Source organism: Jatrophihabitans sp. YIM 134969, assembly GCF_054456675.1.
Genome location: NZ_JBTJEQ010000064.1, coordinates 1 through 21,681 on the forward strand (window position 1 = coordinate 1; position 21,681 = coordinate 21,681).

A 21,681-nucleotide genomic window follows, 5' to 3' on the forward strand; every position below is an offset into this window, starting at 1 on the left:
GCAGCCCGCGCCGCGCTCGAGCGCCCGGCCCCGGGTTCGCCGGGCGCGGCCGACGCCGGAGCCGACGGTCTGGTGCTGGTCCTCGAGGCGCTCGCGGACGTCCTGTCGGGGGTACCGCTGGCGCCGGTCACGGCGGGCGGCGGTGTCCCGGCCGAGCTCGTCCACGCCGGCTCGGCCGGAGGCCCCGCCTACGAGGTGCAGTACCTGCTCGAGCTGCCGCCGGACGCCGACGCCCCGCACGTCATCGGTGCGCTCGCCGACCGGCTGCGCCCGCTCGGCGACTCCCTGGTCCTCGCCGACGACGGTGCGGGCGCGTGGGCGGTGCACGTCCACGTCGACGACGTCGGGGCGGCCGTCGAGGCCGGTGCCGCCGGGGTCGCCCACGGCGGGGCGATGTCCCAGGTGCGGGTCACCCGGTTCGCGGAGACCGTCCGTCCCGCGAGGCAGGCCGACGGCCGGCGGGTCGCCGTCGTCGCCGCGGGCGACGACCTGCACCCCGCTCGAGGTCTCTTCCGCGATCTCGAGGTCACCGTGCTCGGCCCGGGCGAGGAGTTCCCGGCCGGCGAGCTGGTCGTGGTGGCCGTCGGCGAGGCCGCCATCACCGCCGCCATGCGGCACGCCGACCGGACGGCGGGGGTCACGGTCGTGCCGGCGCGGGCGCTGGTGCAGGCCCTCGCCGCGGTGGCGGTGCACGACCCGTCCCGCCGCGGGGTCGACGACACCGTCGCGATGGCCGAGGCCGCCGCGGGGTGTCGGCACGCGTCGCTCGGCGTGGCAGCGGGTGACGCCCTCACGATCGTCGGGGTGGCGCACGCGGGTGACGTCCTCGGTCTGCTCGGTGACGAGATCGCGGTCATCGGCGCCGACGACACCGAGGTCGCGCGGCGCCTGCTCGACCGGCTGCTCGCCGCGGGTGGCGAACTGGTCACCCTGTTGCACCGCACCGACGCCGCCGGCCTCGCCGCGCACCTCGCCGACCACGTGCACGCCCTCGGCGACCACCTCGACGTCGAGGTCCGCGACGTCGGTCCACACCTCGACTCCCCGGTGCTGGTGGGCGTCGAGTGAGCGACGACGTCCTGGACCGGCCGCTGGTCGAGGTGGTCAAGCCGCCTCGCAAGTACAAGAACATGCTCGACGTCCTGCGCAAGGCGTTCGGCATCGAGACCGTCGGCGACCTGGTGAACCACCTCCCGCGCCGGCTGCAGGACCGCGGCGAGATCAGCGACCTCGGCGCGCTCCAGCAGGGCGAACAGGTCACGGTCATCGCGCGGGTCGAGTCGGTGTCGACCCGTCGCATGCGGCAGAAACGCGGCTTCATCACCGAGGTTCGCATCACCGACGGCCGCACCCGGTTGTCGCTGACGTGGTTCAGCGCCCCGTGGGTCGACAAGCAGTTGCGCGTCGGCGTGCACGCGATGTTCGCGGGCAAGGTCTCGCTCTACCAGGGCAAGCCGCAGCTGACGTTCCCGCAGTACGCGGTGCTCGGCGACGACGTCGAGCTCGACGACGACGGCACGGTCGACCTGTCGAACGCGGCGAGCAGTTCGGTGGCGCACCAGTTGTCCCGTCCGCTGCTGCCGATCTACCCGTCCGCGCAGAACCTGCCGAGCTGGGCGATCGGCGCGGCCGTGGGCGACGCGCTGGCCGTCGTGGAACGCGAAGGCGTCACCGACCCGCTCGACGAACGACTGCGGCGCGGGGAGGGGCTGGTCGGGCTGCTCGACGCCTGGCGCGGGTTGCACCAGCCGGTCACCCGGTCCGACTGGGTCCGTGGCCGCGAACGTCTCGCATTCGACGAAGCCCTGGACATCCAGCTCGTCCTCGCCCGCCGCCGGCACGCGGCGCGGGCCGAGCCCGCGACCGCCCGCCCGCGTCGCCCCGGCGGTCTGCTCGACGCCCTCGACGCCCGCCTGCCGTTCGAGCTCACCGCGGGGCAGCGTGAGATCGGCGAGGTCATCGCGGGCGAACTGGGCGATCGTTGGCCGATGCAACGGTTGCTGCAGGGCGAGGTCGGATCGGGCAAGACCGTGGTCGCGTTGCGGGCGATGCTGCAGGTCGTCGACGCCGGTGGTCAGGCCGTGCTGCTCGCCCCGACCGAGGTCCTGGCGCAGCAGCACGCCCGCAGCCTCACCGCGATGCTCGGCCCGATGGCCGAACGCGGCCTGCTCGGTGGCGCGGACCAGGGCACCCGGGTGACGTTGCTGACCGGCTCGCTCGGTGCCAAGGCCCGTCGGGCGGCGCTGCTCGAGGCGGCGAGCGGGGAGGCGGGCATCGTCGTCGGCACCCACGCCCTGCTCGAGGAACGCGTGCAGTTCGCCGATCTCGGCCTGGTCGTCGTCGACGAGCAGCACCGCTTCGGCGTCGAGCAGCGCGACGCCCTGCGCGAGCGCAGCGGCCACCCGCCGCACGTGCTGGTCATGACCGCCACGCCGATCCCGCGCACGGTCGCGATGACGGTGTTCGGGGATCTCGAGGTGAGCGTGTTGCGGGAGCGGCCGGCGGGTCGCGCGCCGGTCACCACCACCGTCGTCCCCGTCGCCAACGAGGCCTGGTTCGCCCGGACCTGGTCACGGTTGCGCGAGGAGGTCGCGGCGGGACGGCAGGCGTTCGTCGTGTTCCCCCGCGTCGGCGGCGACGAACCGGACGACGACCTCGAACCCGTCGTCGACGTCGAGGACGACGAACTCGACCTCGACGACCTCGCCCCGACCCCACCGGAACGCCGGCCGGCCGGCGCGGTGCTCGAACTCGGCGCGGAACTCGCGGCCGACGAACTCGCCGGTCTGCGCACGGCGACGCTCTACGGCAAGCTGCCGCCCGAGGAGAAGGACAGCACGATGACCGCGTTCGCCGCGGGGGACCTGGACGTCCTGCTCGCCACGACCGTCATCGAGGTCGGGGTCGACGTGCCCAACGCGTCGGTGATGGTGATCGTCGACGCCGACCGGTTCGGCGTCTCGCAGTTGCACCAGCTGCGGGGGCGCATCGGGCGCGGCGGCCACGCCGGCGTCTGTCTGCTGCTCACCCGTGCCGAAACCGGCAGCCCGGGCCGGACCCGCCTCGACGCCGTGGCCGCGTCCGACGACGGGTTCGTCCTCGCCGAGGCCGACCTCGAAGCTCGACGTGAGGGTGACGTCCTCGGGGCCGCCCAGTCCGGCCGCAGACGCAGTCTCCGACTGCTGTCGCTGCGTCACGACCGCAAGGTGATCGCCCGCGCACGGGAGATCGCGGGACAGATGGTCGACGCGGACCCGAAGCTGGGGGAGAATCCCGCGCTGAAGCGACGTGTCGAGGCACTCGAAGCGCTCGAGCGCGCGGAGTTCCTCGCCAAGTCCTGATCGTCACGAGTCCGAGTCCGGAGGTGGGCGGGTCCGTGCTGCGCATCGTCGGCGGCGTCGCCCGAGGTCGTCGACTCGTCGTCCCCCCGCGCGGCACCCGCCCGACGTCGGACCGGGCGCGGGAGGGGTTGTTCAACACCCTCGCCGCCGACATCGACCTCGAGGGCGCGCGGGTCCTGGACCTGTTCGCCGGCAGCGGTGCGCTCGGGCTTGAGGCGCTCTCCCGCGGCGCGTCGCTGGTGACGTTCGTCGAGCACGACCGCGTCGCCGCCGACGCGCTGCGCCGCAACCTCCAGACCGTCGACCTCCCGGGTGGCAGCGTCCTGCGGTGCACGGTCGAGTCGTACCTGGTGGCGGCGGGGGCCGACGAGCCGTACGACGTCGTGCTCATGGACCCGCCGTACGCGTACGAGGACGCCCGCCTCGCCACGCTGCTCACCGGCCTCGACGACGCCCGCTGGCTGGTCAGCGGCGGGATGCTCGCGGTCGAGCGCGCGGCGCGGAGCCCGGAACCGACGTGGCCCGTGGGTGTCGAGGGTCTCAAGCAGAAGCGCTACGGCGAGGCGGTGCTTTGGTACGGTCGCCGACGATGAGCGGGGACGGGCGCATGCTGATCCGGAAAGCCCTGTGCCCCGGGTCCTTCGACCCGGTGACCAACGGCCACCTCGACATCATCGCGCGGGCGGCGGGCCAGTTCGACAAGGTCACCGTGCTGGTCGCGATCAACGCCACCAAGTCCTCGATGTTCACCGTCGGGGAACGCATGGACATGCTGCGCGAGGTGACCACGGACCTCGGCAACGTCAAGGTCGACGCCCACCAGGGACTCACCGCCGAGTACTGCCGGGTCCACGGGATCCCCGCGATCGTCAAGGGCCTGCGCGCGGTCAGCGACTTCGACTACGAGTTGCAGATGGCGCAGATGAACAAGAGCCTCGCGGGCGTCGACACCTTGTTCATGTCGACCAACCCCGAGTACAGCTTCCTCGCGTCCAGCCTGGTCAAGGACGTCGCGAAGTGGGGCGGCGACGTCAGCGCGCTCGTCCCGCCCACGGTGCACAAGCGGATCCTCGAGCGGGTCGCCGAGAACGCCGCCGACGCCGCCCCGCACGACGGGGGAGCCGACGGAGCCGCCGACGGAGCAGCCGACGGGGGAGCGCCGCCGCACGTCGGGTAGGGCGCGCCGCCGACACTTCGGGCGCCCGACGCGCGACACTCGCGGGGTCCGCCGTCCGTGTCGCCCCCAGAGGAGCTCCTCCCGTGACCGACACCGCCCTGCGCCGCGTCGACGCGCTGCTGACCGAGTTGGTCGAGATCGTCGAGACGGCGCGCACCGTGCCGATGTCCGGGTCGTGCGTCGTGCCCCGTGAGCAGGTCCTCGACCTGCTCGACGACCTGCGCGAGGTGCTCCCGCCCGAGATGGTCGAGGCCCGCGCCCTGCTCGCCCAGCGCGACCAGGTCATCTCCTCCGCCCGGGCCCAGGCCTCGAGCCTCGTGGCCGGCGCCACCGAGCGGGCCGACGCCCTCACCGCCGACGCCGGGCACCGCGCCGAGGCGACGATCGGCGCCGCCGACGCGCAAGCCGCCGCCACGCTCGCCGCGGCCACCGCCGAGGCGGACGAGACGATCCGCACCGCCCGTGCCGAGGCCCACCGCGCGGTCGAGGCGGGCCGGGCCGAACACGGTCGGCTGGTCGCCGCGACCTCGGTGCACCACGCCGCGCAGGAGGAGTCGCTGCGCATGCGCCACGAGGCCGACGACTACGCACGTCGGGTCCGGGCCGACGGCGAGCGGCGCGCCGCGATGGCCGCGGCCGAGGCCGAGCGGTACGCGGTCGGGCTGCGCGCCGAGGCCGACAGCTACGCCGAACGCACCCTGTCCGACCTCACCGGCGTGCTGCAGCGGGCACTCACCACCGCCGAGCGCGGGCGGTTGGTGCTCGCGGAACGCTCCGCGCAGAGCGTGGCCGAGGACCGGGCCGACGAGCCGACCGCCGACCGGACCGGCGACCTCCCGGGCGGCCCGACGCCGGGCGAGCTCGACGCGGCCGACGACGACGAGGGCTTCTACGACGGACGGCGCGAGGCGGTCTGACCTCGCACCCGGCGCCGGTCGGACGGCTCTCGGGTACTCTGGACCTTCGGTCGCCGCGCGCCCGTCCAGCGAGCGCGCCCGCGACCCGCCCCGTCAGTCGACAGCATCGATCGGATCATGCCCGCTCACCAGCACGCCTCGCCCCGTCCCGCCACGCGCGGAACGGGTCAAGGCCGTGCCGCCGGCACCACCGGGCCCGAGCGTCTCGACCTCGACGCGACCTTCGTCATCGGTCTGCGGGAACTGGGCCGACGCGCGGGCAACGCGCTCCAGGTCCACCGACGCGGCCCGCTCGCCGAGCGGCTCGGCCTGGAGATGATCGCGGTCGAGCCCGGCACCGACGTCGACGCCGACCTCATGCTGCAGTCGGCCTCCGAGGGCGTGCTCGTGACCGGCACCGTCACCGCGACCGCCACCGGCGAGTGCGGTCGCTGCCTCGGTCCGGTCGAACAGATCGTGAGCACCGACGTGCTCGAGTTGTTCGCCTACCCCGCGAGCCTCACCGAGCAGACGTCGGACGAGGACGAGGTCTACCGGGTCGGCGTGACCCGCGACGGCAACGACGCGGTCGACGTCGAACCCGTCCTGCGCGACGCGATCGTCCTGGCGCTGCCGCTCACCCCGCTGTGCCGCCCCGACTGCCAGGGGCTGTGCGTCGACTGCGGCGAACCGCTCGCGGACCTGCCGGCCGACCACCACCACGAACTGCTCGACCCGCGGTTCTCGCGCCTCGCCGCGCTCCGCGACACCCTGACGTCCGACCCCAGCAGCACCACCAGTAGCAACCCAGAGGAGTGACCCGTGGCTGTCCCGAAGCGCAAGATGTCCCGCAGCAACACCCGTTCGCGCCGTGCGCAGTGGAAGACCAGTGCCGTCCAGCTGGTCACCTGCCCGAACCGCGCCTGCGGTCACCAGAAGCTGCCGCACACCGCGTGCCGCAACTGCGGTCAGTACGACGGCCGGCAGGTCCTCTCGGTCTGACGTCGGCCCGACGTCGATGACCGACCTCTCGACGTCGACCTCGGCCGGGACAGGCTCCGCGGACGTTCCCGCGGAGCCGGTGCCGGCCGACGTCGACGGTCTGCTCGCCGCGCTCGGCCTCACCGGTGTCCCGCCGGTCGTCCCGGCGGAGGCGGCGCGCTTCGACCTCGCCCGGTCGATGACGCACCGCTCGTACGCCTACGAGCACGGCGGGCTGCCCCACAACGAGCGCCTGGAGTTCCTCGGCGACTCCGTGCTCGGCGTGGTCGTCACCGAGGCGCTGTACCGCGAGCACCCGGACCTGCCGGAGGGTCGGCTCGCCAAGCTGCGGGCCTCGGTGGTGAACATGCGGGCGCTCGCGGGCGTGGCCCGTGGCATCGGCCCCGGCGCGTCCGGGCTCGGTGGCTTCGTGCTGCTCGGCCGTGGTGAGGAAACGACCGGCGGGCGCGACAAGGCGAGCATCCTCGCCGACTGCCTCGAAGCCGTCATCGGCGCCGTCCACCTGGTGTTCGGCCCGCCCGTCGCGATCGACCTGGTCCACCGGCTGTTCGACCCCCTGCTCGCCGACGTCGCCGCGGGCATCGCCGGGATCGACTGGAAGACCTCGCTGCAGGAGATGACGGCGCAGCTGTCGCTCGGCGTCCCCGAGTACCGCATCACCTCCACCGGCCCGGACCACGCCAAGCAGTTCACGGCCTACGCGGTCGTCGACGGCGAGCGGTTCGGCGCGGCCGAGGGTCTGAACAAGAAGGAAGCCGAGCAGGCCGCGGCCCACCTCGCGCTCGACACCCTGCGCGCGGTGCAGGCGCGCCGGGCCACGCCCGCCGCGGACTGACCCCCGGGTGCCGGAACTCCCCGAGGTCGAGACCGTCCGCGCGGGCCTCGCGCACCGCGTGCCGGGCCGCACCATCACCGGGGTCGAGGTCCACCACCCCCGTTCGGTCCGACGACACCTCGCCGGTGCCGACGACTTCGCCGCGCGCCTGCTGGGGCGCACGGTCACGGATGTCCGCCGCCGCGGGAAGTTCCTCTGGCTGCCGCTCTCGCCCGGCGACAGCGCGTTGGTCGGCCACCTCGGCATGAGCGGGCAGCTGCTGGTGAACGACGCCGCGGCGCCCGACCCCAAGCACCTGCACGTCCGGCTGCGCTTCGCCGACGGCGACCCCGAGGTGCGGTTCGTGGACCAGCGCACGTTCGGCGGGATGCTCGCCGACGACCTGGTGCCCACCCCCGACCTGCCCGGCGACACCGTGCCGGCGAGCGTCGCCCACATCGCCCGCGACCCGCTCGACCCGGCCTTCGACGACGCCGCGTTCTCGCGCCGCCTGCGCGCCGGGCGGCGCGAGGTCAAGGCCGCGCTGCTGGACCAGAACCTGGTCTCGGGCGTCGGCAACATCTACGCCGACGAGTCGCTGTGGCGAGTGAAGCTGTCGGGTCGGCGCCGCAGCGACACCTTGTCCGCCGCGCACGTGCGGGCGCTGCTCGCGGCGGTCCGTGAGGTGCTGGGCGAAGCGCTCGCCGCGGGCGGGACGTCGTTCGACGCGCTCTACGTCGACGCCGACGGCCGGTCCGGGTACTTCGCCCGCGAGCTCGCGGTCTACGGCCGCGAGGGCGAGCCCTGCCCGCGGTGCGGCACGGCCGTCGTGCGGTCGTCGTTCGCCAACCGGTCCAGTTTCACCTGCCCGCGCTGTCAGCGTCCGCCCCGCGCCTGACCCGCCCGCCCCGCGGCGCGGAGACACTTGCCTCGAAGAGGGTGACTCGTCCGTTCTGTCCAATGCGCGACACCTGTGCGTGGGATGTGGACGTGGGCGCCGTGGACCGACATGATCCCTCCACTCCGTGCACGACCCCCCCCACCCACCGACCGGACGCCCGGCGGTGGCCGATCCGACAGTCCCCGTGCTCTCCGGAAGGCAGACCCCCTCCATGAAACGTCCCGTGACGCTGCTCGCCGCGTCGTCCCTCACCCTCGGTGCGCTCGTCGCTCCCGCCCTGGTCCCGTCGGCCGCCGCCGCTCCCGCGGCCCCGTCGGCCCCGCAACGTGCGGTCGCCGCAGCGGCGGCCCTGGTCGCCGCGCGGCCCGCGGCCATCCACCCCGGCGCGGGTGACGCCTACGTGGCGCACGCCGCGCAGAGCGGTGCGAAGGGCCTGCAGTACGTGCCCTACGACCGCACCTACCGCGGGCTCGAGGTGCTCGGCGGTGACTTCGTCGTCGTGACCGATGCGCAGGGCAAGGTCCTGTCCACGTCGACCGGTCGTCAGCAGCGGGCGCTCTCGCTGGCCACGGCCACCACCGTCACCCCCGCCGCGGCCGCCGCGGTCGCGAAGCGCCAGCTCGCCGGTGGCACGGTCGCCCGCACGACCGAGATCGTCGACGCGACCACGGCCACCCCGGCCGTGGCCTACGAGTCGGTCGTGACCGGCTACCACGGCGCGGTCCCGAGCAAGCTGCACGTCGTGGTCGACGGCACCACCGGCAAGGTCCGCACCACGTGGGACGAGGTCTCCGAGGGCACCGGCACCGCCGCCTACAACGGCCCGAACCCGGTGTCGATCACCACGAGCGGCTCGGGGTCGTCGTACTCGATGACCGACGCGAGCCGTCCCGGCCTCTCGTGCCGCAACTTCAGCTCCAAGGCCGTGCTCACCGGCACCGACGACGCCTGGGGCAACGGCAACCCGGCCTCGATCGAGACCGGCTGCGTCGACGCGCTCTACGACGTCCAGCACGAGTGGTCGATGCTCGGCACCTGGCTCGGCCGCAACGGCATCAACGGTTCCGGCCGCGGGTTCCCGATCTACGTCGGGCTCGACGACGAGAACGCCTACTGGGACGGCAGTGGCGTCAGCATCGGCCACAACACGTCGAACCAGTACATCTCTGCGCAGGACGTCACCGGCCACGAGTTCGGCCACGCCATCGACTCCAACACCCCGGGCGGACAGTCCGGCAACGGCGTCTCGGAGGCGACCGGCGACATCTTCGGCACGTCGCTGGAGTTCTTCTCCAACCAGAGCAGCAGCTTCGACGCGCCCGACTGGACCATCGGCGAGGAGGTGAACCTGGTCGGCAGCGGCCCGATCCGCAACATGGCGAACCCGGGCACCGTCGGCGACCCGGTCTGCTACTCCAGCTCCATCCCGGGCGCCGAGACCCACGCCGCGGCCGGTCCGTTCGACCACTGGTTCTACCTCGTCGCGGGTGGCCAGGCCGCGGCCGGCGGGTCCAAGGTCTCCCAGTGCAACGGTGCGACCGTGTCCGGCGGGCTCGGGGTGCAGCAGGCGCTGACCGTGTTCTACAACGCCATGCTGGCCAAGACCTCCGGCATGACCTACCTCAAGTACCGCACCGCCACGCTCACCGCGGCCAAGAACCTCGGTGGCGGCAGCTGCGCCGCGTTCAACACGGTCAAGGCCGCGTGGGACGCCGTGAAGGTCCCGGCGCAGTCGGCCGACCCGACGTGCACCGGCTCGGGCACCGTCAGCGTGTCCAACCCCGGCAACAAGACCGCCTCGACCGGCACGGCGATCTCGCCCTTCACCCTGACCGCCTCGCCGACCGGCAGCTACACGTGGTCGGCCACCGGTCTGCCGTCGGGCATCTCGATCGGGTCGTCCACCGGCACGGTCTCGGGCACCCCGACCGCGGCGGGCACGTTCACCGTCACCGCCACGGCGACCAACGGCTCGGGTGCGAGCGGGAGCACGACCTTCCTCATCACGGTGGCCGGTACCGGGGGCGCCTGCTCCTCGCCCGGACAGAAGCTCACCAACCCGGGCTTCGAGACCAGCGGCGGGTGGACGACGTCGTCCGGCGTGATCTCCTCGTCGACGTCCTCCCGGCCGTCGCACACCGGCACCAAGCTCGCCTACCTCGACGGCTACGGGTCCTCGACCACCGACACGGCCACGCAGTCGGTGACCATCCCCGCCGGGTGCGCGGTCACGGTGACGTACTGGTACCGGATCATCACGTCGGAGACCACCGCCTCGACGGCCTACGACACGTTGAGCGTCAAGTACGGCGGCGCCACGCTCGCGACGTACTCGAACCTGAACAAGAACAGCGCCTACGCCCAGGCGTCGTTCTCGGTGTCGCCCGCCTCCGGCGCGCAGACGCTGTCGTTCACCGGGGTCGAGGACAACAGCCTGCAGACGTCGTTCCTCGTGGACGACGTGGCGGTGACCGTCAGCTGACCTGAGCACCGCACCTGTCGATCAAGACGTTTCTGTCGCTGTGGCACCCGCTCCAGCGACGGAAACGTCTTGATCAACTTCCAGGGGGGTGCTCAGCGGTGGCGTTCGCGGTTCTCGGCGTGCGACGCGCCGGCGTACCGGTCGAGGGCAGCGGCGTCGACGACGAGCCAGCGACCCCGGCCCTCGGAGCGGATCCAGCCGCGACGGTCGAACAGGGCCAGAGCGGCGTTGACGCGTTGGCGGCTCGCGGCCAGCCGGTCGGCGAGGTCCGCCTGCCGGTCGGGGAGCAGCACCCGCGGTCCGTCGCGGTGTTCGAGCAGGTACTTCGCGACCCGGCGGGCGACGTCGAGCAGGGCGAGGTCCGCGACCTGCTCGGTGAACGCCTGCAGCCGCCGGGCGATGTGCGCGGCGACGGCGACCCCGGCGGGCGGGTGCGCGGCCAGCAGGGCGTGGACCGCCGCGGCGGGGACGACCAGGACGTCGGTGTCGGGTGCCTGCACGCACAGGGACGCGAACCACCGACTGTCGGCCACGAGGTTCTCCAGGCCCGCGGTCACCGGCGGCTCGCCGCTGATCCAGTACCAGACCCCGTGCCCGCCGGGCTCCGGCGGCCGGCCGTCGATCCCGCGCCAGGCACCGATCCGTCCCGACACCGCGACGAAGACCTGGTCGGGTGCGTCGCCGCTGGCCGCGAGGACCTCGCCGGTTCCGAGACACCGCCACTGCGACGCCGCGACCAAATCCCCGACGAGCGGGGACGGCACCCCCCGCAGCCAGTCGCAGCGCGCGACGACCGCGGCGTCGAGCACCGCCACCTCAGTTCTCCTCGCTCCGGGGTGATGCATGAGACCACGCGGACCACCGGCGCGGAAGCGGGTGTGCGGAACTGGTGTGGTGCGGCGCGAAACATCCCGTTGACCCCGCGGACATCGCCCGACCCCTAGATTGAGACGGGTGGCGGCGTCAGGCGAGGTGGCCGCGCTCGGCCTCGAAGAGGAACTCCATCTCATCGACCTGCGCTCGGGCGCCCTCGCGACGCGAGCCCCCGACGTCCTGACCGCGCTGCCGGTCGCCTCGTACGCCGCGGAACTGCACGCCTCGACCGTGGAGATCAACACCGGCGTGCACACGTCGCTGTCCGAACTGCGCGAGAACCTCGTGGCGCTGCGCCGACGCCTGGTCGCCGCGGCCGGCGAGGTCGAACTCGGCGTCGCCGCGGTCGGGACGGTGCCGTTGCCCGCGCCCGGCGGACCGGAGATCACCTCCACCGAACGCTTCGAGAAGATGCGGCACGACTACCAGATGCTCGTCGACGAGCAGCTGATCTGCGGGACGCAGGTGCACGTCGACGTGGCCTCGCGCGACGTCGCGCTGCAGGTGGTCCACCGCGTGCAGCCGTGGCTGCCCGTCCTGCTCGCGCTCTCGGTGAGTTCCCCGTACTGGCAGGGCCGCGACTCGGGGTACGCCAGCGCGCGGTCGCTGGTGTGGAGCCGGTGGCCCACGGCGGGCGACGTCGGCAACGTCAGCACCGGCGCCGACTACGACGCCATGCTCGACACCCTCGTGGCGTCCGGCGTCATCTCCGACCCCAAGATGGCCTACTTCGACGTCCGACCCTCGGCCCACCTGCCGACCGTCGAACTGCGGGTGTGCGACGCCTGCCCGCTGGTCGACGACGCCGTGCTCATCGCCGGGTTGTTCCGCGGCCTGGTCGGCTGGGCCGCCGACCACGAGGAGCCGAGCGCGATCGGCGAAGGACCGTTGCACCGTGCAGCGATGTGGCGCGCCGCCCGCGACGGGATGGAAGGCGTCCTGCTCGACCCGCTCGACCACGCCCGCGCCCGCCCGGCCGCCGACGTCCTGCAGGAACTGCAACGGCTCGTGCGTCCGCAACTCGAGGCGACGGGGGACTGGGAGACGATCGTCGGGCTCTCCGCCTCGGCCCTCGCGCGCGGCACCTCGGCCCACCGGCAGCGGATCGAGGGGGAACGGCGCGGCCGGCTCTCCGACGTCGTCGACCTCGTCGTGGCCGAGACGCAGGGCATCGCGCTCGCCTCCCGCGGTCATGTCGCCGGTCAGCGGCAGGGGTTGCTCGCGGGGTACCCCTCGCCCGCCGGCGACGAAGCCCTCGGCCCGGACGGCACGGCCCGCTACCTCTACCAACCGGTGCTGCAGGTGCTCGACGACAACGGCCCGGCCTGGCTGCGGGAACGGGCGGCGGTCCGCGACACCCGGGCGGGGCAGGCCGGCCTGGACTTCGGTGTCGACGGCCGGTCGACCCGCTACGACGTCGACCTCGTGCCCCGCATCGTGGAGTCCGACCAGTGGGCGGTGCTCCGGTCGGGACTCGCCCAGCGCGGTCGGGCGCTCGAGATGTTCCTGCGCGACGTCTACGGCCGCGGTGAAGCGCTCGCGGCGGGGGTCGTGCCGGCCGAGGTCGTGGCGAACGCTCCCGGCCTGGCGCCGGAGGGGTACCGCCTGCCGGCGACGGCGATCCGCGCGCCCGTCATGGGGTTCGACGTGGTGCGCGACGAACGCGGCCAGTGGAGCGTTCTCGAGGACAACGTCCGGGTGCCGTCCGGACTGGCGTACGCCGCGGGTGTCCGCGACCTGCTCGACTTCGCCGTGCCCGACCTGCCGCGACCGGCCCGGCTCGCCGACCCCCTGCGGGCCGTCGACAGCCTGGGCGCGGCGCTCGCGGCCGCCGGCCTGGCGTTGGGCGCTGGACCCGCGCCGCGGATCGCGCTGGTCTCGCCCGGCCCGTCCGACTCGGCCTGGTGGGAGCACGCGTTGATCGCCCGCCGGAGCGGGTGGCCGGTGGTCGCGCCCGCGGACCTACGGGTGGTGCACGGCCGGGTGGTCGTCGAGGACGAGGCGGTCGACGTGCTGTACCTGCGCATCGACGGTGCGCTCCCGCCCGCCGCGGTGCTCGAGGTCGCGGCGGCGGGGAACGTCGCCCTGGTCGGCACACCCGGTGCCGGCGTGGCCGACGACAAGGCGGTCTACGCGTACGTCCCGGACCTCATCCGGTTCTACCTCGGTGAGGAACCGACCGTGCGTTCGGTGCCGACCTACCACTGTGTCGACGAAGAGGTGCGCACGCAGGTGCTCGGCCGCCTCGACGACCTGGTCACCAAGCCCGTCGACGGTCACGGTGGCAAGGGCGTGCTCATCGGGCCGCAGGCCGGCCCCCGGGAGTTGGCCCGGCGCCGCGAGGAGATCCTCGCCGACCCCGGGCGCTGGATCGGTCAGGAACTGGTCTCGCTGTCCACCCACCCGACGTTCACTGGCGACAAGCTCGAGCCGCGTCACGTCGACCTGCGGGTGTTCGCGTTCGTGCACGGCACCGGACCCGACGACGTGGTCGTCGCCGACACCGGCCTGACCCGTACCGCGCCCGCGGGCAGCATGGTCGTCAACTCCTCGCGCGGCGGCGGCGCGAAGGACACCTGGATCGTGCAGCCCGCCACCCTGCTCGGCGGGGCGCCCTGATGTGCGGCATCTGCGGAGAGATCCGCTTCGACGGCACGTTCGCGGACGTCGCGGCGGTGGACCGCATGAACACGTGTCACGCCGACCGTGGACCGGACGGCACCGGCACGGTGGCCACCGGGCGGGTGGCCTTCGCGCACCGCCGGCTGTCGATCATCGATCTGCAGGCCACCGGGGCGCAGCCGATGTACGACGTCGAACTCGGCCTGACGGTCGTGTTCAACGGCTGCATCTACAACTACCCCGAGCTGCGGGAGACCCTGCGCGACAAGGGTTACCGGTTCTTCTCGACCTCGGACACCGAGGTCATCCTCAAGGCGTACCACGCGTGGGGGACCGGGTGCGTCGACCGCTTCAAGGGGATGTTCGCGTTCGCGATCCACGAGCGCGACTCCGGCCGCGTGGTCCTCGCCCGCGACCGGCTCGGCGTCAAGCCGATGTACCTCGTGGAGGGTGACGGCTTCCTGCGGTTCTCCTCGACGTTGCCGGCGTTGCTGCGCGCGGGTGGGGTCGACACCTCGATCGACGTCACCGCGTTGCACCACTACCTGTCGTTCCACTCGATCGTGCCGCCGCCCCGCACGATCCTGCGCGGGGTCACGAAGTTGCCCCCTGCAACGATCCGGGTGATCGAGGCCGACGGCACCAGCCGGTCGACCCGCTACTGGGACGCGCCGTTCGCGCGGTCGCAGGAGCGTGCGAACTGGGACGTCGAGACCTGGCGGGAGGCGTTCCTGGACTCCCTGCGCACCGCCGTACGGCGGCGGATGGTCGCCGACGTGCCGGTCGGCGTGCTGCTCTCGGGTGGCATCGACTCGTCCATCGTCGTGGCCCTGCTGGCCGAGGCCGGCCAGACCGACCTCGCCACGTTCAGCATCGGGTTCGAGGAAGCCGGCGGCGAGAGCGGCGACGAGTTCGAGTACTCCGACATCGTGGCCCGCGAGTTCGGCACGCACCACGAGCGCATCCGCATCGACGACGACCGGTTGGTGCCCGCACTCGACGGCTGCGTCGCCGCGATGAGCGAACCGATGGTCAGCCACGACTGCGTGGCGTTCTACCTGCTCTCCGAGGACGTCTCGAAGCACATCACCGTCGTGCAGTCCGGCCAGGGCGCCGACGAGGTCCTCGGAGGTTACAGCTGGTACCCGCCGCTCGCCGGCGTCCCGCGCGACGAGGTGCTCGACGCCTACCGCAAGGTGTTCTTCGACCGTCCGCACGAAGGCGTCCTGCAGTTGTTGCAGCCCCAGTGGCAGCCGGGTGGCGACGTCTCGCGGGCGTACGTGCGCGACCGGTTCGACGGGTGGGGCGCGGCGGGCGCGGCCACGGCCGTCGACGCCGCGTTGCGCATCGACACCGAGGTCATGCTCGTGGACGACCCGGTCAAGCGGGTCGACAACATGACCATGGCGTGGGGACTCGAGGCACGGGTGCCGTTCCTGGACCACGACTTCGTCGAGCTCGCGGCCTCGGTCCCGCCGGAGTTGAAACTGGGCGACGGCGGCAAGAAGCTGCTCAAGCTCGCGGCGCGGGGGGTCGTGCCGGACGCCGTCATCGACCGGCGCAAGGGTCACTTCCCGGTACCCGCGATCCGACAGCTCGACGGCCCGTACCTGGAGCGCGTGCGCGAGGCCCTCACCGACCCGCGGGCGGTCGCCCGTGACCTGTACCGTCCCGCCACGGTGGAGCGGATGCTGGCCGACCCGAACGCGACCCGTACCGCCCTGGACTCGAACGCGTTGTGGCAGTTGGCGCTGCTGGAGATGTGGCTGCAGGCGATGGGAGTGTGAGTTGGTCGTGCCTCGCCGGTCCCGCTCGTCGCGAGCGGGGTCCAGGTGGGCTCGGTGCGAGGCGGAGGACGTGTCGGATGCCGTCGTCGGATCCGCGATGACGACGACGCCGCAGTCGCCGAGCCTCTGCGCGTCGCAGCCGAGCACGGACCAGTGAGGGACGGCCAGACGTCGGTGCACGCTCCCCCTGAGCTCGTCGACGCGCTCGCCGCCCAACTGGTCGACCTGCCGTCCAACCGCGAGGCGTCGCCCTCGCCGCGGGGGGAGCAGGTCGCGTACGTCTCCGACCGCAGCGGTCACCCCCAGGTGTGGGTGGCGGTCACCGACCCGTTGCGGACCGACCCTCCGCGCCGGGTCGTCCTGCCGGGGGAGGACCCGGTCACGACCGTGCACTGGTCGCCCTCGGGGGACTGGCTCGCGGTGGCGGTCGCCGCCGGCGGCGGTGTGCCGACGAGTGTGTGGGTGGTGCGTCCCGACGGCACCGACGCCCGCCTGGTCGCCGACGCCGCGGTGTGCGGCAACGCCGTCCTGGGCCCGTGGAGCCGGTCGACCGGACAGCTGCTGGTCACCCTGGCCGCGCCCGGCCCGGACGAGGACCAGCCGACGATCGCGGTCGACCCGCTCACCGGGGCCGTGGCGCACGTGGCCGAGGGTGACCTCGCGGTCGTGCTCGACGTCTCCGACGACGAGCGCTTCCTGCTCGTGCGTGACGGCCCGCGCGGGCAGCGGTGGTGCGTGGTGGTCGACCGCGACCAGGACCGTGACCACGCGGTCCAGCCGTTCGGGCGCGGTTTCGCCGACGCCTTCCCCGTGACCTCCCACCCGCAGTGGAGCGGCGCCGCGGCGGGCGGCGGTTCGACCGACACCGGGGTGCTGCGTCCCCACCCCGCGGGCGACGGCATCGTCGCCTACGTGCGCAGCGACGTCGGACGCCAGCACCCGGCGCTGCTCGCCGTCCCGCTCTCGCGCGACGGTGAGCGCGGCGAGGGCGGGGTGATCGCCTCGCGTCCGGACTCCGACCTCGAACTGTTCGCCGTCGACACCGAGGGTCTGCGGGTCGCGTTGGTGTGGAACGTCGGCGGGTGGTCGCAGCTGGAGATCATGGACCTGCTGACCTACCAGACCCGCCGGGTCGACAGCTTCGACGGCACGGTGGTCACCTCGGTGGCCTTCGCCGACGACGCGCCGGTGCTCGCGGTGACGGCCGAACGCGCCGACCGGGCGCCACGTACCTGGTTGGTCGACGCCGTCACCACCGCGGCCCGGTCGCTGTTCCGGGTCGAGCCCGCGGGCGCCAGCACGCCGGTCGGGTACGGCGCGCCGACGGTGAACCCGCGACCGGTGTACTTCGACGCGGTCGACGGTCTGCCGCTCGCGGGATGGCTCTACGAACCGCACGGCCGCGCGACCACCGGGCCGGCCCTGGTCTACCTGCACGGTGGGCCCGAGGCCGAGGAACGGCCGACGTTCTCGCCGCTGTTCCAGACGCTGGTGGCAGCGGGCATCACCGTGTTCACCCCGAACGTGCGGGGATCGAGCGGGTCCGGCCGGACGTTCGGACACGCCGACGACCGGGGCGGGCGGTACGCCGCGATCTCCGACGTGGTCGCGGCGGCCGAGGAGTTGATCCGGATCGGCGTGGCCGCGCCGTCGTCGCTGCTCATCGGTGGCCGGTCCTACGGCGGCTACCTCACGCTCGCCGCCATGACCCGGTTCCCCGACCTGTTCGCCGGAGGCGTGGCCGAGTGCGGCATGAGCGACCTGCTGACCTTCTACGCCACCACCGAGCCGTGGATCGCGGCCGCGGCGGTCAGCAAGTACGGCGACCCCGTCCTGCACCGCGGGCTGCTGGAGGACCTCTCGCCGCTCAAGGACGTCGCCGCGCTCGGCGCGCCGCTGCTGCTGGTGCACGGCGACCTCGACACCAACGTGCCCTACACCGAGTCCACGCAGTTCCTCGACGCGGCGCTCGCTGCCGGCAAGGACGTCGAACTCGTGACACTCGAGGGAGAGGGTCACGAGTTCCGTGCCCGCCCGGCCCGGCTGGCCGCCGTCGAGGCGTGGCTGCGGTTCTGTCAGCGCGTGCTCCGCAGCGCCCCCGCGGAACCTGCGGATCAGCCGTAGCGCACCGAGGCGGCTGGGCGGCCCGCACAGGGTCACCTCACCACGCTCCGGACCCGGATCAGATCGAGCCGGCGCTCGAGCACCGTTCCCGCGGGCCAGGCGGCGGCGACCTCGAGCAGGTCGCTCACCTCACCCGCGAGCTCCGCGGTGGTGAAGCGCCCGTAGCCCGCGGCGTCGTAGTAGCCCGCGAGCGCCTCGGTGAACTCGGCGCGTGTCAGGTCGAGGTCGCGGATCGTCGCGGTGGTCGTGGCCCGGTGCGAGCTCATGCCGAAGAAGCCACGGCCGCAGCCGCAACCGCCGTCGGGATCGCGTGCGTCGGTGGCGCACGGCGGCGCGACGCCGACCAGCTCACCCTCCACCGTGAAGCAGTAGTCGCCCTCGTGGTCGCCCTGGCCCTGGCTCGTCGCCGTCAGCATCCTCATGGGGCGGGAGCGTGGACCCGACCTCCGACAGTTTCCGTTCCGCTCCACCCCGGACGGTCACACGGCTCGCTCCGCCACGTCACAGCCGCGGGTGTTTGACCCCGACGGCCGGGGGTGCGACCATCGTGTGACACATCCGAAACACCGGATTCCGGCTGCCGCCGGGGTCCCTCGCGGACACGGGTCGATCGGCCTGCGGTCCCACCTGAACACGCGCCACGGAAGGTCACGAACATGGCCCGGGCCCTCTTGGGACACCTCCCCACCGCTGCCGACCCGCTGCTCCTGGCGGAGATCGCCAGGTTGCGCCGGCGCGTCGCCGACCTGGAGGCCCAGGTCGCCGAGTTGCGGTCCCACCTGACCGACGTCGACTCGGTCGAGCTGCACGCCGAGTTGCACGCGATGACGCAGGAGCACCAGGCCGAACCGGTCTGACCCACTGCTCGCGCACCCACTCCGCACCCACTTCGCACCACCCGTCGGCACCGTTCCGGCGTCAGCCCCGGCCGCGTGGCCGGGGCTGTTCTGCGTGCTCCGGTACCGCGTCGGGACCGTCTGTCTCATGCTCCACGTGACGGTCAGACGTCACCGCCGGGTGGGCGTCCAGCTCGCCGGAACTGTCGGCGCCGCCTCCTAGAGTGGCGCCCACACCGGAACCACCCGACCGTCCGACCGCTGGAGCACCGTGCACCTGCAGACCCTGACCGTGAAGGGCTTCAAGTCCTTCGCCTCGGCCACGACGCTGCGCTTCGAGCCCGGCATCACCGCCGTCGTCGGTCCGAACGGGTCGGGCAAGAGCAACGTCGTCGACGCCATCGCCTGGGTCCTCGGCGAGCAGGGCGCGAAGGCGCTGCGCGGCGGCAAGATGGAGGACGTCATCTTCGCGGGCACCGCGGGGCGTCCCCCGCTCGGCCGCGCCGAGGTCACGCTCACCATCAACAACGACGACGGCGCGCTGCCGATCGAGTACTCCGAGGTCTCGATCACCCGCCGGATGTTCCGTGACGGTGCGAGCGAGTACGAGATCAACGGCAACGCCGCGCGGCTGCTCGACATCCAGGAACTGCTGTCCGACTCCGGCATCGGCCGCGAGATGCACGTCATCGTCGGGCAGGGTCGGCTCGACTCGGTGCTGCAGGCCCGGCCGGAGGACCGCCGCGGGTTCATCGAGGAGGCCGCGGGCGTCCTCAAACACCGCAAGCGCAAGGAGAAGGCCCTCCGCAAGCTCGACGCGATGCAGGCGAACCTGACCCGCGTCACCGACCTCACCGCCGAACTGCGTCGGCAACTCGGGCCGCTCGGCCGGCAGGCCGAGGCCGCCCGCCGCGCCGCCGGCGTCCAGTCGGACCTGCGCGACGCCCGGCTGCGGCTGATGGCCGACGACCTCGCCGGCCTCGCCGCCGAGGTCGACCGCGACAGCGCCGACGAGAACGTCGCGCGTGAGCGTCGCGCCGCGGCCGACCGCGATGTGACGGCCACCGACGCGCGGGTGGCCGAGCTCGACGCGGAACTCGCGACCAGCGCCCCACAGCTCGCCCACGCCCAACAGGTCTGGCTCACGCTCTCGCACCTCGCCGAACGGGTCCGGGGCACCGCCAGCCTCGCCGCCGAGCGCGCCCGCCACCTGGCCGCTGAACCCGACCAGGGCACGTCCGGCCCCGACCCCGAGGCGCTGGAGGCCGAGGCCGACGCCGTCGCGGCGCGCGAGGCCGAACTCGCCGCGGAACTCGCGGCGCTGCGCGAGGCCCTCGGTACCGCCGTCGCCACCCGCACCGACGCCGACACCGCCCTGTCGGAGTCCGAGGCGGCGCTGCGGGCCGCGGCGCGCGCGGTGGCCGACCGCCGCGAGGGCCTGGCCAAACTCACCGGGCAGGTCCAGTCCCTGCGCACCCGGGCCACCGCCGCGAACGACGAGATCACCCGGCTCACCGACGGCGCCGAGGCGGCCCGGCAACGCGCGTCGGCCGTCGAGTCGGAGGCGGAGCGGGTCCAGGCCGAGGCGGGCGACCTCGACGTCGGCGAGGTCGGGCTCGACGAACGGCACGAGGCCGCCGAAGCCGCGTACGAGGCGGCCAGGGAGCGGGTCGACCTCCTCGCCGTCGACCTGTCCGCCGCCGAGAAGGACCTCTCGACGTGGTCCGCGCGCGCCGAGGCCCTGGCCCTGGGTCTCACCCGCAAGGACGGTGGCGGCACGCTGCTCGCCGCGGCGGACGAGCTCGGCGGCGTCCTCGGGTCCGTGCCGACCCTGCTCGCCGTCGAACCAGGCTTCGAGGCGGCGGTCGCCGGAGCGCTCGGCCCCCTCGCCGACGCCGTGGCCGTGGGGTCCGGCGCCGACGCGGTGCGCGCGGTCGAGCACCTGCGCGAGCACGACGCCGGGCGCGCTGCCCTGGTCGTCGGCGGCGACGACCAGGCGGTGACCGGCGAGACCGGCCCGGCGCCCGAGGGGGCCCGCTGGGCGCTCGACGTCGTGACCCCTGCCGCGTCCGTGCGGGCCGCGCTGACCCACGCCCTCGCGGGCATCGTCTGCGTCGACGACCTCGCCGCGGCCGCGGCCGTGCTCGCCGACCACCCCGGACTCAAGGCCGTGACCCGCGGCGGCGACGTCGTCGAACGCTGGCGGGTCAGCGGCGGCTCCTCCTCGGCGCCCAGCACCCTGGAGATCCAGGCCGCGGCCGACGAGGCGCAGGCCAAAGCCGCCGACGCCTCGTCGCGGGTCGAGCGGTTGCGGGTCGAGGCCGACGCGGCGCGGGGCGAACGCGCGGACCGTCAGGCCGAGGTCGAGACGGCGCTGGCCGCGTTGCACGAGTCCGACGCCGCGCTGGCCGCGGTGCAGGGACAGCTCGCCGAACTCGGCGAACGGGCGCGGTCCGCCGCGGCCGAGGCCGCTCGGCTCGAGGAGGCCGCGCGCGCCGCCGAGGCCGCCCGCGACCGCGACGTCGCGGGCCTCGCCGACCTCGAGGAACGGCTCGCCAACGCCCTGGCCGTCGCGGCCGACCAGCCACTCGACGTCGAACCGGACAGCGGTGGACGCGACGCCGCGGCGGCGGCCGCCGACACCGCCCGCAGCACCGAGATCGAGGCCCGGCTCGCCGTCCGCACCGCCGAGGAACGCAGCCGCGCCGTTCAGGGCCGGGCCGACGCCCTGCGTCGCCGGGCCGCGGCCGAACGCACCGCCCGCGCCCAGCGCGAGAAGGCGCGGGTCGCGCGGGTCAGGGCCGCGGCCGTCGCTGCCGGGGTCCG

At 73.7% G+C, this 21,681-nt stretch carries 15 protein-coding genes and 2 pseudogenes; 15 read left to right on the forward strand and 2 right to left on the reverse strand.

Annotation, left to right across the window (positions count from 1 at the left end):
- The 10 genes and pseudogenes from ACXR2U_RS21905 to ACXR2U_RS21950 all read left to right on the forward strand — a co-directional run.
- Window positions 1–1,068: pseudogene (locus tag ACXR2U_RS21905) on the forward strand (DAK2 domain-containing protein); the annotation flags it as partial.
- Window positions 1,065–3,341: an ATP-dependent DNA helicase RecG gene (locus ACXR2U_RS21910; RefSeq protein WP_458827218.1), complete on the forward strand. Its 2,277-nt coding sequence runs from the start codon at window positions 1,065–1,067 to the stop codon at window positions 3,339–3,341. The pseudogene ACXR2U_RS21905 and the gene ACXR2U_RS21910, both read left to right, overlap by 4 nt.
- A gap of 35 nt (window positions 3,342–3,376) precedes the next feature.
- Complete coding sequence (rsmD, locus tag ACXR2U_RS21915) at window positions 3,377–3,934, forward strand: 16S rRNA (guanine(966)-N(2))-methyltransferase RsmD (RefSeq protein ID WP_458827219.1); 558 nt, start codon at window positions 3,377–3,379, stop codon at window positions 3,932–3,934.
- 20 nt (window positions 3,935–3,954) lie between these two features.
- Window positions 3,955–4,434, forward strand: a pseudogene (coaD, locus tag ACXR2U_RS21920) (pantetheine-phosphate adenylyltransferase); the annotation flags it as partial.
- Window positions 4,435–4,601: 167 nt separating this feature from the next.
- Window positions 4,602–5,435 (forward strand): hypothetical protein, encoded by an 834-nt coding sequence (locus tag ACXR2U_RS21925; RefSeq protein ID WP_458827220.1) that lies wholly within the window; start codon window positions 4,602–4,604, stop codon window positions 5,433–5,435.
- 117 nt (window positions 5,436–5,552) lie between these two features.
- Window positions 5,553–6,233, forward strand: a complete 681-nt coding sequence (locus ACXR2U_RS21930; RefSeq protein WP_458827221.1) for a YceD family protein — start codon at window positions 5,553–5,555, stop codon at window positions 6,231–6,233.
- Between the two features lie 3 nt (window positions 6,234–6,236).
- A complete protein-coding gene (gene rpmF, locus ACXR2U_RS21935; RefSeq protein WP_458827222.1) occupies window positions 6,237–6,416 on the forward strand; it encodes a 50S ribosomal protein L32 in 180 nt (59 codons plus the stop codon).
- 16 nt (window positions 6,417–6,432) lie between these two features.
- Window positions 6,433–7,251 (forward strand): ribonuclease III, encoded by an 819-nt coding sequence (gene rnc / locus ACXR2U_RS21940; protein ID WP_458827223.1) that lies wholly within the window; start codon window positions 6,433–6,435, stop codon window positions 7,249–7,251.
- A gap of 7 nt (window positions 7,252–7,258) precedes the next feature.
- Complete coding sequence (mutM, locus tag ACXR2U_RS21945; protein ID WP_458827224.1) at window positions 7,259–8,128, forward strand: bifunctional DNA-formamidopyrimidine glycosylase/DNA-(apurinic or apyrimidinic site) lyase; 870 nt, start codon at window positions 7,259–7,261, stop codon at window positions 8,126–8,128.
- Window positions 8,129–8,342: 214 nt separating this feature from the next.
- The gene (locus ACXR2U_RS21950) at window positions 8,343–10,613 is read left to right on the forward strand and encodes a M4 family metallopeptidase (RefSeq protein ID WP_458827225.1); all 2,271 of its coding nucleotides are present in this window, start codon (window positions 8,343–8,345) and stop codon (window positions 10,611–10,613) included.
- 92 nt (window positions 10,614–10,705) lie between these two features.
- On the opposite strand, the gene ACXR2U_RS21955 is transcribed toward ACXR2U_RS21950, so the two are convergent.
- Entirely contained in the window at window positions 10,706–11,428 is a 723-nt protein-coding gene (locus tag ACXR2U_RS21955; protein WP_458827226.1) for a Crp/Fnr family transcriptional regulator, read from the reverse strand.
- A gap of 139 nt (window positions 11,429–11,567) precedes the next feature.
- Here ACXR2U_RS21955 and ACXR2U_RS21960 point away from each other — a divergent pair, with 139 nt between their 5' ends.
- The 3 genes from ACXR2U_RS21960 to ACXR2U_RS21970 all read left to right on the forward strand — a co-directional run bounded on the left by ACXR2U_RS21960 (window position 11,568) and on the right by ACXR2U_RS21970 (window position 18,019).
- A complete protein-coding gene (locus tag ACXR2U_RS21960; RefSeq protein WP_458827227.1) occupies window positions 11,568–14,105 on the forward strand; it encodes a glutamate--cysteine ligase in 2,538 nt (845 codons plus the stop codon).
- On the forward strand, window positions 14,105–15,895 hold the full coding sequence (locus ACXR2U_RS21965; RefSeq protein WP_458827228.1) for an N-acetylglutaminylglutamine amidotransferase: 1,791 nt from the start codon (window positions 14,105–14,107) through the stop codon (window positions 15,893–15,895). Before ACXR2U_RS21960 ends, ACXR2U_RS21965 begins: the two co-directional genes overlap by 1 nt.
- Before the next feature lie 174 nt (window positions 15,896–16,069).
- Window positions 16,070–18,019 carry a S9 family peptidase gene (locus tag ACXR2U_RS21970; RefSeq protein ID WP_458827229.1) on the forward strand — a complete coding sequence of 650 codons (1,950 nt, stop codon included), beginning with the start codon at window positions 16,070–16,072 and terminating at the stop codon, window positions 18,017–18,019.
- Window positions 18,020–18,051: 32 nt separating this feature from the next.
- Here ACXR2U_RS21970 and ACXR2U_RS21975 read toward each other — a convergent pair whose 3' ends face one another.
- Window positions 18,052–18,441 carry a DUF7715 family protein gene (locus tag ACXR2U_RS21975; protein WP_458827230.1) on the reverse strand — a complete coding sequence of 130 codons (390 nt, stop codon included), beginning with the start codon at window positions 18,439–18,441 and terminating at the stop codon, window positions 18,052–18,054.
- A 234-nt stretch (window positions 18,442–18,675) separates the two neighbouring features.
- Here ACXR2U_RS21975 and ACXR2U_RS21980 point away from each other — a divergent pair, with 234 nt between their 5' ends.
- Entirely contained in the window at window positions 18,676–18,876 is a 201-nt protein-coding gene (locus ACXR2U_RS21980; protein ID WP_458827231.1) for a hypothetical protein, read from the forward strand.
- A gap of 250 nt (window positions 18,877–19,126) precedes the next feature.
- A partial coding sequence (gene smc / locus ACXR2U_RS21985; protein ID WP_458827232.1) for a chromosome segregation protein SMC occupies window positions 19,127–21,681 on the forward strand: 2,555 nt, incomplete at its 3' end.